At 68.0% G+C, this 15,171-nt stretch carries 13 protein-coding genes; 9 read left to right on the top strand and 4 right to left on the bottom strand.

The window, feature by feature from the left end; genetic code table 11:
* Positions 1-159: 159 nt before the first annotated feature.
* On the bottom strand, positions 160-1,488 hold the full coding sequence (gene gltX / locus AB7U46_RS03250) for a glutamate--tRNA ligase (protein WP_428335497.1): 1,329 nt from the start codon (positions 1,486-1,488) through the stop codon (positions 160-162).
* A gap of 97 nt (positions 1,489-1,585) precedes the next feature.
* Between gltX and AB7U46_RS03245 the strand changes: the two genes are divergently transcribed.
* Positions 1,586-1,990 carry a metallopeptidase family protein gene (locus tag AB7U46_RS03245; RefSeq protein ID WP_428335496.1) on the top strand — a complete coding sequence of 135 codons (405 nt, stop codon included), beginning with the start codon at positions 1,586-1,588 and terminating at the stop codon, positions 1,988-1,990.
* A gap of 63 nt (positions 1,991-2,053) precedes the next feature.
* Positions 2,054-3,004: an MBL fold metallo-hydrolase gene (locus AB7U46_RS03240; RefSeq protein ID WP_428335495.1), complete on the top strand. Its 951-nt coding sequence runs from the start codon at positions 2,054-2,056 to the stop codon at positions 3,002-3,004.
* A gap of 236 nt (positions 3,005-3,240) precedes the next feature.
* On the opposite strand, the gene AB7U46_RS03235 is transcribed toward AB7U46_RS03240, so the two are convergent.
* Positions 3,241-4,230 (bottom strand): DUF6976 family protein, encoded by a 990-nt coding sequence (locus tag AB7U46_RS03235; protein WP_428335494.1) that lies wholly within the window; start codon positions 4,228-4,230, stop codon positions 3,241-3,243.
* 18 nt (positions 4,231-4,248) lie between these two features.
* Positions 4,249-4,458: a hypothetical protein gene (locus AB7U46_RS03230; protein WP_428335493.1), complete on the bottom strand. Its 210-nt coding sequence runs from the start codon at positions 4,456-4,458 to the stop codon at positions 4,249-4,251.
* A 167-nt stretch (positions 4,459-4,625) separates the two neighbouring features.
* Here AB7U46_RS03230 and AB7U46_RS03225 point away from each other — a divergent pair, with 167 nt between their 5' ends.
* Positions 4,626-5,573: a 1-phosphofructokinase family hexose kinase gene (locus AB7U46_RS03225; RefSeq protein WP_428335492.1), complete on the top strand. Its 948-nt coding sequence runs from the start codon at positions 4,626-4,628 to the stop codon at positions 5,571-5,573.
* 124 nt (positions 5,574-5,697) lie between these two features.
* Here the strand turns inward: AB7U46_RS03225 and AB7U46_RS03220 are convergent, their stop codons facing one another.
* Positions 5,698-7,356 (bottom strand): NAD+ synthase, encoded by a 1,659-nt coding sequence (locus AB7U46_RS03220; protein WP_428335491.1) that lies wholly within the window; start codon positions 7,354-7,356, stop codon positions 5,698-5,700.
* A gap of 161 nt (positions 7,357-7,517) precedes the next feature.
* On the opposite strand from AB7U46_RS03220, the gene AB7U46_RS03215 reads away from it, so the two are divergent.
* The 6 genes from AB7U46_RS03215 to AB7U46_RS03190 all read left to right on the top strand — a co-directional run bounded on the left by AB7U46_RS03215 (position 7,518) and on the right by AB7U46_RS03190 (position 15,167).
* Positions 7,518-9,026: an MORN repeat-containing protein gene (locus tag AB7U46_RS03215; protein WP_428335490.1), complete on the top strand. Its 1,509-nt coding sequence runs from the start codon at positions 7,518-7,520 to the stop codon at positions 9,024-9,026.
* Between the two features lie 102 nt (positions 9,027-9,128).
* Positions 9,129-10,463 carry a sensor histidine kinase gene (locus AB7U46_RS03210; protein ID WP_428335489.1) on the top strand — a complete coding sequence of 445 codons (1,335 nt, stop codon included), beginning with the start codon at positions 9,129-9,131 and terminating at the stop codon, positions 10,461-10,463.
* Between the two features lie 278 nt (positions 10,464-10,741).
* Positions 10,742-12,301 carry a 2-isopropylmalate synthase gene (locus AB7U46_RS03205; protein ID WP_428335543.1) on the top strand — a complete coding sequence of 520 codons (1,560 nt, stop codon included), beginning with the start codon at positions 10,742-10,744 and terminating at the stop codon, positions 12,299-12,301.
* Positions 12,302-12,660: 359 nt separating this feature from the next.
* Complete coding sequence (locus AB7U46_RS03200; protein ID WP_428335488.1) at positions 12,661-13,698, top strand: rod shape-determining protein; 1,038 nt, start codon at positions 12,661-12,663, stop codon at positions 13,696-13,698.
* A 37-nt stretch (positions 13,699-13,735) separates the two neighbouring features.
* Positions 13,736-14,635 carry a rod shape-determining protein MreC gene (gene mreC, locus AB7U46_RS03195; RefSeq protein ID WP_428335487.1) on the top strand — a complete coding sequence of 300 codons (900 nt, stop codon included), beginning with the start codon at positions 13,736-13,738 and terminating at the stop codon, positions 14,633-14,635.
* A complete protein-coding gene (locus AB7U46_RS03190) occupies positions 14,628-15,167 on the top strand; it encodes a rod shape-determining protein MreD (protein ID WP_428335486.1) in 540 nt (179 codons plus the stop codon). Before mreC ends, AB7U46_RS03190 begins: the two co-directional genes overlap by 8 nt.
* Positions 15,168-15,171: the final 4 nt, after the last annotated feature.

The following is a 15,171-nucleotide window of genomic DNA, read 5'->3' as shown; positions in this document are numbered from 1 at the left end:
TGGCAAGCGGAATTTCCGGATCCGACGCTTTTCAGCCAAAAGCGACACGGGCCGGTCGGAAATGCCCGCAGAACGGCCAAAGGAAAAGGCCGGGAAACCCCGGCCCTTCATCTTGCCAAAAATACCTCGGGGTGCGGGGCAGCGCCCCGCTCCGCCGGCTCAGCCCTTCGCGCGCACCTTGTGCAGGAGCGGCAGCAGATCCGCCATCTCCGGCCCGTGATCCATCCCGGTGAGCGCGCGGCGCAGCGGCATGAAAAGCCCCTTGCCCTTGCGCCCGGTCGCGGCCTTCACCGCCCCGGTCCACTCGCTCCAGGTGGTCGCGGTGAAGGGCGGCTCGGGCAAAAGCGCCATCGCCGTCGCGATGAACTCCGCATCCTCGGGCGCCACCGCCGGCTCGGCCCCGTTCAGCACGAGATCGGCCCATTGCCCGAGATCGTCGAGCTTGTCGATGTTCTTCGAGGCGACGGCCCAGAAGGCCTCCGCCTGCGCCGCCGGAATGCCGAGCTTCGCCACGCGATCGGCCACCGCGGAAAAAGGCAGATGGTGGTTGCGCGCGCGGGTGAGCGGGATCAGATCGGCCGGATCGAATTTCGTCGGCGCGGCGCCGAACTGGCCCAGATCGAACCCCTCCGCCAGCTCGTCGAGCGACATCCTGAGTTCCACCGGCTGGCTCGAGCCGAGCCGCGCCATCATGCTCAGAAGCGCCTCGGGCGCGATGCCCCCCTCGCGCAGATCGCGGATCGAAAGCGCGCCGAGCCGCTTCGACAGCTCCTCGCCCTGCGGCCCGGTGAGCAGCGAGTGATGCGCGAATTCGGGCGGCCGGCCGCCCAGCGCCTGCATGATCTGGATCTGCGTCGCGGTGTTCGTCACATGATCGGCGCCGCGCACGATATGGGTCACGCCCATCTGGATGTCGTCGACCGACGACGCAAATGTGTAAAGCACCTGCCCCGTGGTCTTGATCAGCACCGGATCGGAAACCGAAGCCGCGTCGATCGAGATCGGGCCGATGATCCCGTCCGTCCACTCGATCCGCACCTGGTCGAGCAGGAAGCGCCAGTAGCCCTCGCGCCCCTCGTCGCGCCAGGCCTCTTTCTGCGCCTCCGTCGCCGCCAGCGCCGCGCGGTCGTAGACCGGGGGCTTGTGCATGTTGAGCTGCTTCTTGCGCTTCAGGTCCAGCTCGGTCGGGCTTTCGAAACATTCGTAAAGCCGGCCCATCGAACGCAGGCTTTCCGCCGCCGCCTCATAGCGGTCGAGGCGCAGCGACTGGCGCTCCTCGCGGTCCCAGCTCAGGCCCAGCCATTCGAGATCGGCCTTCAGTGCGTCGACATATTCCTCCTTCGAGCGCTCCTGATCGGTGTCGTCGATGCGCAGGATGAAGCTGCCGCCGGCCTTGCGCGCGACGAGGTAGTTCATCAGCGCGGTGCGCAGGTTGCCGACATGGATGTAGCCGGTGGGCGAGGGGGCGAAGCGGGTAACGGTGGTCATCGGGCTCTCCTGTTGCGGCTCCTCTTTCACAAAGGGGCGATTTTGTCCATATCCGGAGGGGGTGCGGCGCAGGTGCGCGACCCGGATGGAGGCGAAAATGACTGGCTGGAAAGGGCGCGAAGCGCCGACGCTCGACGAGATCGAGGCGATGGCGGAGGCGGCGCGCGCCGCGCTGCCCGCGGCCTTTCGCGGCCCCGCCGCGGCGGTGGTGCTGCGGGTCGAGGATTTCGCCCCCGACGCGATCCTCGACGAGATGGGGATCGAGGATGCCTTCGAGCTGACCGGGCTTTACGAGGGCGTGCCGATGACCGAAAAATCGGTGATGGACCCGACCGGTCCCGACGTGATCTGGCTCTTCCGCCGCGCGCTCCTCGACGAATGGATCGCACGGGGGGATGTTGCACTCGACGCCCTGGTTTCCCATGTCTTCGTGCATGAGATGGCGCATCACTTCGGCTGGTCGGATGGCGATATCGCCACGATCGACCGCTGGTGGGAGTGAGCGCGCCAGGACTTGCCGCGCCGGCGCGCGGCGCTAGCTGAGCCCGAACCGGGAGGAGAGACGATGACCGAACCGCAGACGAAGCCGCATCTGTCGCGCCGCGCGACGCTCCTCGCCGTGGCGGGCACGCTCGCCGCCCCGGCGCTGACCGGCCAGGCCGCCGCCCAGACGACCCCCGAGCCGCCGCTCAAGGACGTGCCCGCGATCGCGCCCTGGCGGCGCCTCACGCTCGGCACCTTCACCGTGACGCCGCTGCTGGCCGGGACGCGGGTGATGGATCACCCGCATGACACTTTCGGCACCGACGCGAGCGCGGACGATTTCGAGGCGCTCTCCACCGCGCGCTTCCTGCCCACCGACAAGTCTTTGAATTTCTTCACACCGGTGCTGGTCGAGACTGGCTCGGATGTCGTGCTTTTTGACACCGGCCTCGCCCCCGACGGCATTCGCGCGGCCCTTGCCGCCGCCGGCAAGGCGCCCGAGGACGTCACCCTCGTCGTGCTCACCCATATGCATGCCGACCACATCGGCGGGCTGAGCGACGGCACCGGCCTGACCTTTCCGCAGGCGAAATACGCCACCGGGCAGATGGAATTCGACTATTGGGCGAAGAGCGGCAACGAGGTTTTCGAGGCGAAGATCCGCCCGCTCGCCGATCAGCTGCGTTTCCTCACCGATGGCGAGACGGTCGTTTCCGGCGTCACCGCGATCCTCGCGCCGGGGCATACGCCCGGCCACATGGCCTTCGAGATCGAGAACGGCGGGCGGAAGCTGATCCTCACCGCCGATACCGCGAACCATTACGTCTGGTCGCTCGAGCGCCCCGACTGGAAGGTGCGCTTCGACATCGACCCGGCACAGGCCGCCGCCACGCGCCACCGCCTGCTCGGCCGGATCGCCGCGGAACGGCTGCCCTTCATCGGCTATCACATGCCCTTCCCCGGCGTCGGCTTTCTCGAGCCCACCGATCAGGGCTTCCGCTTCGTGCCCGCAAGCTATCAGTTCGACCTCTGAGCCCCGCGGCCTGATCGGCGCGCCAAAGGCCACGCCCCCGGAACGGGCGGGCAGCCCTTTGCCAGCGGCGCGGGGCAGCAGGCGCCCCGTCTCGCCCTGTCTGGGGTGGCGGGCCACGCGCTCCCGCGCGGGAATGCCCGAACACGCAGAGAAACGGCACGCGGGGCATCTCTGCCCCCGCGTGCCGCGCCGGCGGCGGCCCCGGAGCGGCCGCGCCCGCCAGAGCTCGACGCCGCTCAGGCGGCGTCGGTAATCTCCATCCGCACCAGCGTCTGGTTCAGCAGGATATAGGCGATCTCGCCGAAGGTGACCGGGCCGGTGAAGGCGCCGGTGCGTTGCCCCTCGAGCTCGCCGTAGAGGTAGTTCAAGATGCAGTTGCAGGAATACTGCCCCGCCCCCGCATCGCCCGCGCCCTGCGCGAAGGCCTGCGCATAGGAGCCGAGCGCATTGGCGAGCCGGTATTCGACGCCGGCCACCACCGGGGCATAGAATTTCACCTCGCCCTTCTCCGCGTCGACCGACTGGATCGAGACATTGACGAGCGCCCCGGCGTAGTTCGCCACCAGCGGCAGGCGGGTGTCGATCCCCTGCTCCTCGATGTAGCGCGCGAGATCGACCTCGGCGCCGTTCACCACCGCCGTCTTCGCGGTGAACCCGCCCTCCGGGAAGGTGAAGCTCAGATCGGCACGGTCGCCCTGCGCGAAGATATTGAGAATGTCGAGGTCGATCTGCACGCCCTCGCGCAGCGCGACATGGAGCAGCACCGCCCCCTCGTCATGGCTTTCCCCGGTAGCACCGTCGAAGACGAGCGGCGCGCTTCGGCCGATCTCGTCCAGCGCGACGCCGGTGATCCAGCCCGCGAGCGGCTGATCGAAGAGGCCGGGATAGCCCTGCCCCTCCACCGCGAAATTCGAATGCGCGATGGAAAAGGCCGGGATCATGATCATCGTCACGCCGCCCGGCGCATAGCCCTCGGCGATGCGCGGCAGATCGGCGAGCGGAAGATAGCGCGGGGTCGCGCCCGTCGCCTCCTCGAAGGTCGTGCAGAAGAGCCGGTCGCGCACCATCGCGCCGCCCGTCTCGGTCACGAAATAGACCGTCGTTCCGCCGATCCAGGTGCCGCGTGGCAATTGCGCGAGCAGCTCCGCCGCACCGGCGAGCACCATCACCGCCCCGCTCTCGATTCGTCCTGCCGCCTCGGCGACGGTGAGCATCTCATTTTTCATGGTCACCCCTCCCCGGGTTCAGAATTTGGCGATATCGGCGGTGGCGAAGCTGTTCTTCGCGACGAAGTCGCGCAGCTCGGCGATCTTGGCCGCAAGCGTGCCGGGCGCCGAGGCCACCTCGCGGCGCAGCCGCGAGATCAGGATCCGGGTCGCGAGCGAGGCCGTCGACAGATCGGAATTCGAGGTCAGAACACGCGTCCAGCGCGGATCGTTTGCTTCGGGAATCATCCTGCTCCTCCGCAGTTGCCAATCCACATAAACCGCGAAAAGCTTAAGCAATCGTTGCAGTTTTCCCGCTATTGCACGGCTCAGGAAGCTTCTCCCTTGGATCGCCGGGGGGAAGCTGCAATGATCCGATCAGACCGCCCCGAACAGGCACCGCGAACAGGCCCCCCATGACCCCGATCCTTACCGTGACGCTCAACCCGACGGTCGATCTGTCGATCCATGCCGATCAGGTCGCCGCCGAGCGCAAGCTGCGCTGCTCCCGCCCCGACACCGATCCGGGCGGCGGCGGGCTCAACGTCTCGCGCGCGATCTCGGCGCTCGGCGGCCATTCCACCGCCTTCGTCGCGCTCGGCGGGCCGACCGGCGACAAGGTGATGCACCTGCTCGCCGAGGCCGGCATCGGCCTCTCGCCCTTTCCCGCGCCGGGCGAGACGCGCCAGAGCCTCACCGTCACCGACCAGCGCACCGGCGAGCAGTACCGCTTCGTGATGCCCGGGCCGGAATGGACGCCACGCGACGTGACCAAGGTGCTCGACCGGATCGGCAAGGCGGCGCCCGAAAACGGCATCGTCGTGCTTTCCGGCAGCCAGCCGCCGGGCGTGCCCGACGACTTCCCCGCGCGCCTCGCGACGCGGATCGCGCGCACGCGTGCGCGGTTCTTCCTCGACACCTCGGGCAAGGCGCTGCACCGGCTGCTCGAGGCCGGGGCGAAGCCGGTCGACGTGCTGCGGATGGACGATCTCGAGGCGGAGGAGCTCGCCGGGCGGGCGCTGCCCGAGCGCCGCGACAGCGCCGATTTCGCGCAAAGCCTCGTCACCCGCGGCATCGCGCGCGCGGTGATCGTGGCGCGCGGCGCCGATGGCAACGTGCTCGCCACCGACAGCGAGCGCTGGGTGGCGCAGGCGGTGCCCGACGCCGTGATCTCCAAGGTCGGCGCGGGCGACAGTTTCGTCGCCGCCTTCGCGCTCGCCCGCGCGCGGGGGCTGAGCCGGCCCGAGGCGCTGAAATGGGGATCCTCGGCGGCGGCGGCCGCGGTGATGACGCCGGCGACCGACCTCTGCACGTTGAAGGACGTGCGCCGGCTGCTGCGGCATTGCACGCTTGAGGAGGTCTGAGAGGGGGCGCTGCCCCCTCACCCCCGAGGTATTTCGGGCAAGATGAAGGGGCTTTCATCTTGCCCGAAATACCTCGGGGTGAATTTGCGCGGCAGCGCAAAGAGGGGCAGCGCCCCTCCCGCCCTCAGCCAGGGTCGCGCCAGCGGTTCACCATCGGATAGCGCCGGTCGAGCCAGAAGGCCCGCATCGTCAGCCGCGGCCCGGGCGCCGACTGGAAGCGCTTCCATTCCGAGATGTAGAGCAGGTGTTCGATCCGCTTCACCGTGGCGCGCTCGAAGCCGGCGGCGACGATTTCCGCGACCGACTGGTCGCGCTCGACGAGGCGTTCGAGGATCGCGTCGAGCACCTCATAGGGCGGAAGGCTGTCCTGATCCTTCTGGTTCTCGCGCAGCTCCGCGCTTGGCGGTTTGGTGATGATCTGCGGCGGCACGACCTCCCCCTCCGGCCCCTTCATCCAGGGGCGGTGATGGGCGTTGCGCCAGCGGCAGGTCTCGAACACGCGGGTTTTATAAAGGTCTTTCAACGGGTTGTAGCCGCCCGACATGTCGCCGTAGATGGTGCAGTAGCCGACCGCCATCTCGGACTTGTTGCCGGTCGTGAGCAGCATCCCCCCGAACTTGTTCGAAAGCGCCATCAGCATCACGCCGCGCAGCCGCGACTGGATGTTCTCCTCGGTGACGTCGGGTTTCGTGCCCACCATCAGATGCGCGAGCGCGTCGGAAACCGCGTCGCGACTGCCCTCGATCGACACCGTATCGAGCCGGCAGCCGATCCGGCGCGCGACATCCGCCGCATCGTCGAGCGAGCCCTGCGAGGTGAAGCGCGAGGGCAGCATCACGCAATGCACGTTTTCCGGGCCGAAGGCATCGGCGGCGATCACCGCGACCAGCGCCGAATCGATCCCGCCGGAAAGCCCGAGCACCACCTTCGAGAACCCCGATTTGCCGAGGTAATCGCGCAGGCCCAGCACCATCGCATGATAGTCCTGCTCCCAGGCGTCGGGCTGTTCGGTGAAGGGGCCGGGCTCGGCCTGCCAGCCCTCCGCCCCGCGGGTGAAGTCGATATGCTCGATCGCCTCGCCGAAGGCCGGGAGTTGCGCGGCGAGCGCGCCGTGACGGTTGAGCACGAAGCTCGCCCCGTCGAAAAGCTGGTCGTCCTGCCCGCCCACCATGTTGAGATAAACCAGCGGCAGCCCGGTCTCGACCACGCGCGACACCATCAGGTTGAGCCGCAGGTCGTGCTTGTCGCGGTAATAGGGCGAGCCGTTCGGCACCAGAAGGATCTCGGCGCCGGTCTCGGCGAGCGTCTCGGCCACGTCCTGATGCCAGGCATCCTCGCAGACGGGGGAGCCGATCACCAGCGGCCCGATCCGGTAAGGCCCGGAAATCGCACCGGAATCGAAGATCCGCATCTCGTCGAAGACATCGACATGCGGCAGGTGATGTTTCAGGATCCGCGCCTCGACACGGCCCTCGCGCAGGATCCACCAGGCGTTGTAATGGCCGCTCTCGTCCCAATACGGCGCGCCGATGCCCAGCGCCGGGCCGCCCTTGATCTGCAGCGCCAGCGCCTCCATCGCCGCCATCGCGTCGCGCACGAAGGCGGGTTTCAGCACCAGATCCTGCGTCTGATAGCCGGTCAGGAACATCTCGGGCAGCGCCACCATGTCGGCGCCGGCATCGCGCCCGGCCTGCCAGGCGGCAAGCGCCTTCGCGGCATTGCCCGCGAAATCGCCGACGGTAGCGTTGAGCTGGGCGAGGGTGAGGCGAAATCTGTCGGCCATGAGCGTTCCTTCGTCTTGCCCGTCCGATGTAACGCCTCGGTGCGGCGGTGGAAAGCGGGCGGCGGCGAAAACCCGCCCCTCCCCGCGCGGCGGGGCGCTTGTCTCCCCCCGGTGCAATGACTAGTGTTGCCCGGCCTTCCGGGAAAGATCAGGGGAAAATCATGGCGCGCGCATCGATTCTCGGCCTTTCGCTGGCCCTTGCCCTTGGCGCGGGCGCGAGCTCCGCGCAGGAGATCACGACCAAGCAATACGAGGATGGCGGCATCTACGAAGGCACCTTCAAAGATGGCAAGCAGCACGGCCACGGCATCTACCGGCTGCCCTCGGGCTACGAATACGAGGGCGACTGGGTGATGGGCGAGATCGTCGGCCAGGGCCGCGCGCGGTTCCCGAACGGCTCGGTCTACGAGGGGCATTTCACCCGCGGCAAGCCCGACGGCAAGGGCAAGATCACCTTCGCCGACGGCGGCACCTACGAGGGCGACTGGGCGATGGGCGAGATCACCGGCCAGGGGGTCGCGCATTACGCGAACGGCACCACCTATGAGGGGCATTTCTCCAACGCGCTGCACGACGGCAAGGGCGTGCTCACCGGGCCCGACGGCTATCGCTACGAGGGCGACTGGGTGAAGGGGGTGAAGCAGGGCGTGGGCCGCATCACCTACCCCGACGGCGCGATCTACGAGGGCGGGATGCTCGCCGGCCAGCGCGCGGGGCAAGGCAAGCTCACGATGTCGGACGGGCTCACCTACGAGGGCGGCTGGGCCGAGGGGCAGATGAACGGCACCGGCCGGCTCGTGCAGCCGGGCGGCGATGTCTACGAGGGGCAGATGGCCGGCGGCAAGCGTCAGGGCGCGGGCAAGGTCACCTATGCCAATGGCGACGTCTACGAGGGCGGCTTCTTCGCCGATCAGCGTTCGGGTCAGGGCGTGTTCCGCGGCGCCGACGGCTATGTCTACGAAGGGCAATGGGCGGAGGGGCGGATCGAGGGCACCGGCAAGGTCACCTACCCCGACGGCTCGGTCTATACCGGCGATTTCCGCGACGACCTGCCCGAGGGCAAGGGCGCGATCACCTATCCCGACGGCTCGAGCTACGCGGGCGACTGGGCCGCGGGGGTGATCGAGGGCACCGGCATCGCGCGCTATGCCAACGGGCTCGTCTACGAGGGGCAGTTCCTCGCCGCGCGCAACCACGGCAAGGGGAAGATGACCTATCCCGACGGCTATACCTATGAAGGCGACTGGGCCGACGGCCAGCGTCAGGGCCAGGGCAAGGCGACCTATTCCGACGGCACCGTCTACGAGGGCGGCTTCGACGCGGGGCAGCGCTCGGGCCAGGGCAAGCTCACCCGCCCCGACGGTTTCACCTATGAGGGCGACTGGTCGAATGGCGAGATCGACGGCCAGGGCCGCGCGACCTATGCCAATGGCGACGTCTACGAGGGCACCTTCGTGCGCGGCAAGCGGCAGGGCAAGGGCGTGATGCACTATGCCTCGGGCGAGACCGCGACCGGCACCTGGAACGAGAACGTGCTGACCGAGGAGGCCGCCGCACCCGATGCGACGGCGACGACGACCGAGGGCAGCGCGGCGGATACCGCCGCCGCCCCGGCCGACCCGGCGGCCCCGGCAGCGCAGCCCCCGGCCCCCGGCACCACCCCGGAATGATCCGCGCCACCGCGTAAAACTGACCTTAAGGGCAACTGGTCAGATGCCCCGCGCTCGCATATTCAGAACGCTGTTCCGATGTATTGGGAGCGGCGTGGCGAGATGGATGCCCGCAAAGAGATAGATCGCCTTTATGACCTGGAATATGGCCGGATCGACGCCATTGTGCGTTTCGTCGCCACCGGCCTTGCCGCCGTCATGCTCTATTCCTACAGCGGCGCCTCCGAGGCGCTGATCTGGATCGCGGGCTATTGCGCCGCGCATATCCTGCACTTCTCCTTTCTGCGCAATCGCCGCCGGGCCGCGGCGCGCCCGCGCGACGTGCAGATCGCCGCCGTGCTGTTCTCGCTCGTCGTGCTCGCCTTCCTCTGGCTGCCGAGCCTGCTGCTGACCCGCCCCGACCCGGTGATGACGATCGCCGGCGCCTCGGGCTTCGGCGCGCTGCTCGTCTTCCTGATCCACCGCTCCGACACCACCCTCTTCGCGATGACCTTCGAGATCGGCGCCGTCGCCATTGCCGCGGGCTGGATCGTGATCCAGACGGTGGGTCAGGTTCCCTCCCCGGGCGCGCGCGTCGGCGTCGCCGTCGCGGCGACGACGCTGGTCGCCTATTTCGCGCTCACGCTGCTCACCAACCGCCGGCTGCGGCTTGAAACCGAGGCCGCCTCGCGCCGCTCGGTGCAGGCCCAGAAGATGGAGGCGATCGGCCAGCTCGCCGGCGGCGTCGCTCATGATTTCAACAACATCCTCACCGCGGTGATCGGCAATCTCGACCTCTACGAGGTGCTCGAGGATGCCGGGGAACGCGACGCCTGCATCGCCGAGGCGCGCGCCGCCTCGCTGCGCGCGGCCGATCTCGTGCGCCAGCTGCTCAGCTATTCGCGCCGCTCGCCGATGACGATCGCGCCCTGCGAGGTCGGCGCGCTGCTCGAACAGGTGCGCACCTTCACCCGCCGCCTGCTGCCCGCGCCGATCGCGCTCGAGCTCGAGGCGCCGGACGAGACGCTCACCGTCGCGGTCGACCAGAACCAGCTGATCACCGCGCTCGTCAATCTCGTGGTGAACGCGCGCGACGCGATGCCAAAGGGCGGACGGCTGACGCTGCAGGCGCAGGCGCAGCGCATCGGCGCGGCCGAACCGCGCCCCGACGGCACCAGCTTCGGCCCCGGCGATTTCGTCGCGATCGCGGTCACCGACACCGGCACCGGCATCCCGCCCGAGATCCTGCGCCGCGTCACCGAGCCCTTCTTCACCACCAAGGAGGTCGGTCAGGGCTCCGGGCTCGGGCTGTCGATGGTGGAGGGGTTCGCGCGCCAGTCGGGCGGGCATCTGCGGCTCGAAAGCTCGTCGCGCGGCACCTGCGCCACGCTCTTTTTGCCGCGCGTCGCCCCCGGGGCGCCCCCCGCGCCCTCGCCGGCGCTGCGCCTCGTGTCCTGAGCCGCCCCGCGAATTTCCGCTTTCCATTTCGCCCGCGCCGCGGCATAGTCCGCCCCATGACACGGACGACGATCAGCGCATTTTACCGCACCGGGGCCTTTGCTCCGGCTTTTTCCGTCCGCGGTCTCCTCCTTCTTAGCAGCCTCTGAGCGTGCCTTCGGGCGCGACCGCTCAGGGGTAACCAGCGCCCAACCTCCCGAAGCCCAAGCGAGACGCTGGCCTTCGGGCGCCCCTGACGCTATGGAACCCCCGAGGAGATCGAACCGATGGCACCCAACATGACCGACAAATCCCGCGTATTGATTTTCGACACCACGCTGCGCGATGGCGAACAGTCGCCCGGCGCGACGATGACCCATGACGAGAAGCTGGAGATCGCCCAGCTGCTCGACGAGATGGGGGTCGACATCATCGAAGCCGGCTTCCCGATCGCCTCCGAAGGCGATTTCGAGGCGGTGAGCGACATCGCCCGGGCCTCGAAGAACTCGGTGATCTGTGGCCTCGCCCGCGCGAATTACAAGGACATCGACCGCTGTTGGGAGGCGGTGAAACACGCCCGCCAGCCGCGCATCCACACTTTCATCGGCACCTCGCCGAGCCATCGCGGCATCACCAACCTCGATCAGGACCAGATGATCGAGCGCATCGCCGACACCGTGAACCACGCCCGCAACCTCTGCGAGGACGTGCAATGGTCGGCGATGGACGCGATCCGGACCGAGCGCGACTACCTCTGCCGCGTGGTCGAGACCGCGATCAAGGCGGGCGCCACCACGATCAACATCCCCGACACCGTGGGCTACACCCTGCCGCAGGAATCGGCCGAGATCATCGCGATGCTGCTGGAAAAGGTGCCGGGCGCCGACGAGATCATCTTCGCCACCCATTGCCACAACGACCTCGGCATGGCGACGGCGAATGCGCTGGCCGCCGTCGCCGCCGGTGCGCGCCAGATCGAATGCACGATCAACGGGCTCGGCGAACGCGCCGGCAACACCGCGCTCGAAGAGGTGGTGATGGCGATGAAGGTGCGTCGCGACCTGATGCCCTACCAGACCGGCATCGACACCACGAAGATCATGAACCTGTCGCGCCGCGTCAGCCAGGTCTCGGGCTTCCCGGTGCAGTTCAACAAGGCGATCGTCGGCAAGAACGCCTTCCTGCACGAGTCGGGCATCCACCAGGACGGCGTGCTGAAGAACGTCGAGACCTTCGAGATCATGAAGCCCGCCGACATCGGCATCACCGAGACCAATATCGCGATGGGCAAGCATTCGGGCCGCGCCGCGCTGCGCTCGAAACTGCAGGATCTGGGCTTCGACATGGCCGAGAACCAGCTCAACGACGTCTTCGTGCGGTTCAAGGCGCTCGCCGACCGCAAGAAGGAGATCTACGACGAAGACCTGATCGCGCTGATGTCGGACAGCGCCGCCAACACCGGCAACGACTATCTGCAGGTGAAATGGCTGCGCGTGGTCTGCGGCTCGGACGGCCAGGAAGCCGAGCTGAAGATGCTCGTCGACGGCGTCGAGAAAAGCGCGACCTGCGCCGGTGACGGCCCGGTCGACGCCTGTTTCAAGGCGGTGAAGGCGATCTACCCGACGCAGGCGAAGCTGAAGGTCTATCAGGTGCAGGCGGTGACCCAGGGCACCGACGCGCAGGCGACCGTGAGCGTGCGGATGGAAGAGGACGGCCGCATCGTCACCGGCTCGGCGGCGGATACCGACACCATCCTCGCCTCGGTGAAGGCCTATGTCGGCGCGCTGAACCGGCTGCGCGTGCGCAGCCAGAAGACGGCCCCGGATGCCGACCTGAAATCGGTGAGCTACAAGCTCTGATCCCTCCCGCGAGGGGCAAGGGGGCGCCCGCCGCGGCGCCCCCTTTTGCATCGCGGCGCCTCCGGGCGGGCGGAGAATGAGGATGTGGGCCAGGAAAAAGCCGCGGGCTGCCGGTTTTTCGGGCAAATCCGCACGGTTTCGTGAGAGGTTGGAAAAGGTGCTTTCGAGAGCGTCTGAAGCGTCCGTTTTCCGCTGAAATGTTCGAAAAGTGACATCATACTCGGACCCATGCGCGGAAGCCCGCGCCCGCGCGGGGACGTGAAGGGGAATCGGCTTCCCCCCTTGGAACGCTTTGCCTATATGGGCGGAAACCGCGCTCGGGGGGCGAGTCGCGGGCTGTCACTCATTGGGAAGCGGATATGGCGGGACTCGGCGGGATTTTTTCCTCGGATATGGCGATCGACCTCGGCACGGCGAACACGCTGGTTTACGTCAAGGGCAAGGGCATCGTGCTGAACGAGCCTTCGGTGGTCGCCTATCACGTCAAGGACGGCAAGAAGCAGGTGCTCGCGGTGGGCGAGGATGCCAAGCTGATGCTCGGCCGCACCCCCGGCTCGATCGAGGCGATCCGCCCGATGCGCGACGGCGTCATCGCCGATTTCGACAGCGCCGAGGAGATGATCAAGCATTTCATCCGCAAGGTGCACAAGCGCTCGACCCTGTCGAAGCCGAAGATCATCGTCTGCGTGCCCCATGGCGCGACCCCGGTCGAGAAACGCGCAATCCGGCAGTCGGTGCTGAGCGCGGGCGCACGCCGCGCGGGCCTGATCGCCGAACCGATCGCCGCGGCGATCGGCGCGGGCATGCCGATCACCGACCCCACCGGCTCGATGGTCGTGGACATCGGCGGCGGCACCACCGAGGTCGCGGTGCTTTCGCTCGGCGACATCGTCTATGCGCGCTCGGTTCGCGTCGGCGGTGACCGCATGGACGAGGCGATCATCTCCTACCTGCGCCGCAACCAGAACCTGCTCGTCGGCGAATCCACCGCCGAGCGGATCAAGACGACGATCGGCACCGCGCGGATGCCCGACGACGGCCGCGGCGCGAGCCTGATGGTGCGCGGGCGCGACCTGCTGAACGGCGTGCCGAAGGAAGTCGAGATCAACCAGGCGCAGGTTGCCGAGGCGCTTTCGGAACCGGTGCAGCAGATCTGCGACGCGGTGATGCAGGCGCTCGAGACCACGCCGCCCGACCTCGCCGCCGACATCGTCGACCGTGGCGTGATGCTGACCGGCGGCGGTGCGCTCTTGGGCGAGCTCGACCTCAGCCTGCGCGAGCAGACCGGGCTTTCGATCTCGATCGCGGATCAGTCGCTCAATTGTGTTGCTCTCGGGACCGGCAAGGCGCTGGAATACGAAAAGCAGCTGCGGCATGTGATCGACTACGACAGCTGAGGCCCGGTCGCTCGGGGCCGACCCTCCGGAGGCAGACGTGGCCAGAGAACGCGAAGAAGATTACGCAGGACCGCTGCGCCGGATCGCCATTGCGATCCTGGCGCTGCTTCTTGCCGTGACGTTCCTGGTCTGGCGCATCGACAGCCCGCGGGTCGAGCGCTTCCGCGCGGCCTTCATCGACCGTTTCGTGCCGACCTTCGACTGGGCGATGGTGCCGGTGACGAAGGTGCTGAACATGGTCGGCGGCTTTCAAAGCTACGCGCGGATCTATGAACAGAATCAAGAGCTTCGCCGCGAACTTCAACAGATGAAGTCGTGGAAGGAGGCCGCCGTCCAGCTCGAGCAGCAGAACGCCAAGCTGCTCGCACAGAACCAGGTGCGGCTCGATCCGAAGCTGACCTCGGTCTCGGGCGTGGTGCTGGCGGACTCGGGCTCGCCCTTCCGGCAATCGGTGCTGCTCAACGTCGGCGCGCGCGACGGCATCGTCGACGGCTGGGCGACGATGGACGGGCTCGGCCTCGTCGGGCGGATCTCGGGCGTGGGCAATTCCACCAGCCGGGTGATCCTGCTCACCGATACCTCCTCGCGCATCCCGGTGACGATCCAGCCCTCGGGGCAGAAGGCGATCCTCACCGGCGACAACTCCGCCTTCCCGCCGGTCGACTTCCTCGAACACCCCGAGCAGGTGCGCCCCGGCGACCGGGTGATCTCCTCGGGCGATGGCGGCGTGTTCCCGGCCGGGCTGCTCGTCGGCCAGGTGATGCAGGGCCAGGACCGGCGGCTGCGCGTGCGCCTCGCCGCCGATTACGAGCGGCTCGACTTCCTGCGCGTGCTGCGCTCGCACCCCGCCGAGCAGCTGCATGACGCCGGCCCGCTGATCCCGCCGCCCGAGCCGCCGCTCGTTTCCGAGCCGGTGGAGGAGGGCGGCAATGGTTGATCCGCTCACCACGCGCCGGGTCGCGCATCGCGCGCTCTATGTGGCGCTGGCGGCGCTGATCCTCTTCCTGCGGCTTTTGCCGATCAACCCGGTCGAGCATGGCATCCCCGGCCCCGACCTGACGCTCGCCTTCACCTTCGCCTGGCTGCTGCGCCGGCCCGATTACGTTCCCGCGGCTCTGATCGTCGCCGTCTTCCTGCTCGAAGACCTGATGTACTGGCGCCCGATCGGGCTCTGGCCGCTGATCGTGCTCGGCGGCACCGAGTTTCTGCGCGCGCGCGAATCCGCCTCGCGCGATCTGCCCTTCGTGCTTGAGATGGCGATCGTCGCCGGGGTGATGACGGCGATGCTCACCGCGAACCGGCTGATCCTTGCGGTGACCTTCGTCGAGCAGCCCCCCCTCGGGCTCGAGATCCTGCGCCTGCTGATGACGCTCGCCGCCTATCCTTTCGTCGTCGCGCTTTCACGCCTCGCCTTCGGGCTGCGCCGCGCGGCCCCCGGCGAGGTCGACGCGCTCGGCCACAGGTTGTAAGGAG

The sequence above is a fragment of the Paenirhodobacter sp. genome (assembly GCF_050177655.1).
Lineage (GTDB): Bacteria > Pseudomonadota > Alphaproteobacteria > Rhodobacterales > Rhodobacteraceae > Rhodobacter.
The sequence above is the reverse complement of the archived record's forward strand: the minus strand, read 5'-3'. Positions and strand labels throughout refer to the sequence as shown.

Excerpts from the sequence above, each read along its gene's own strand:
- gltX (WP_428335497.1), bottom strand. The coding sequence starts at position 1,488 with ATGACCACCGTTACCCGCTTCGCCCCCTCGCCCACCGGCTACATCCAT.
- AB7U46_RS03245 (WP_428335496.1), top strand. The coding sequence starts at position 1,586 with ATGACTGGCTGGAAAGGGCGCGAAGCGCCGACGCTCGACGAGATCGAG.
- AB7U46_RS03240 (WP_428335495.1), top strand. The coding sequence starts at position 2,054 with ATGACCGAACCGCAGACGAAGCCGCATCTGTCGCGCCGCGCGACGCTC.
- AB7U46_RS03235 (WP_428335494.1), bottom strand. The coding sequence starts at position 4,230 with ATGAAAAATGAGATGCTCACCGTCGCCGAGGCGGCAGGACGAATCGAG.
- AB7U46_RS03230 (WP_428335493.1), bottom strand. The coding sequence starts at position 4,458 with ATGATTCCCGAAGCAAACGATCCGCGCTGGACGCGTGTTCTGACCTCG.
- AB7U46_RS03225 (WP_428335492.1), top strand. The coding sequence starts at position 4,626 with ATGACCCCGATCCTTACCGTGACGCTCAACCCGACGGTCGATCTGTCG.
- AB7U46_RS03220 (WP_428335491.1), bottom strand. The coding sequence starts at position 7,356 with ATGGCCGACAGATTTCGCCTCACCCTCGCCCAGCTCAACGCTACCGTC.
- AB7U46_RS03215 (WP_428335490.1), top strand. The coding sequence starts at position 7,518 with ATGGCGCGCGCATCGATTCTCGGCCTTTCGCTGGCCCTTGCCCTTGGC.
- AB7U46_RS03210 (WP_428335489.1), top strand. The coding sequence starts at position 9,129 with ATGGATGCCCGCAAAGAGATAGATCGCCTTTATGACCTGGAATATGGC.
- AB7U46_RS03205 (WP_428335543.1), top strand. The coding sequence starts at position 10,742 with ATGACCGACAAATCCCGCGTATTGATTTTCGACACCACGCTGCGCGAT.
- AB7U46_RS03200 (WP_428335488.1), top strand. The coding sequence starts at position 12,661 with ATGGCGGGACTCGGCGGGATTTTTTCCTCGGATATGGCGATCGACCTC.
- AB7U46_RS03190 (WP_428335486.1), top strand. The coding sequence starts at position 14,628 with ATGGTTGATCCGCTCACCACGCGCCGGGTCGCGCATCGCGCGCTCTAT.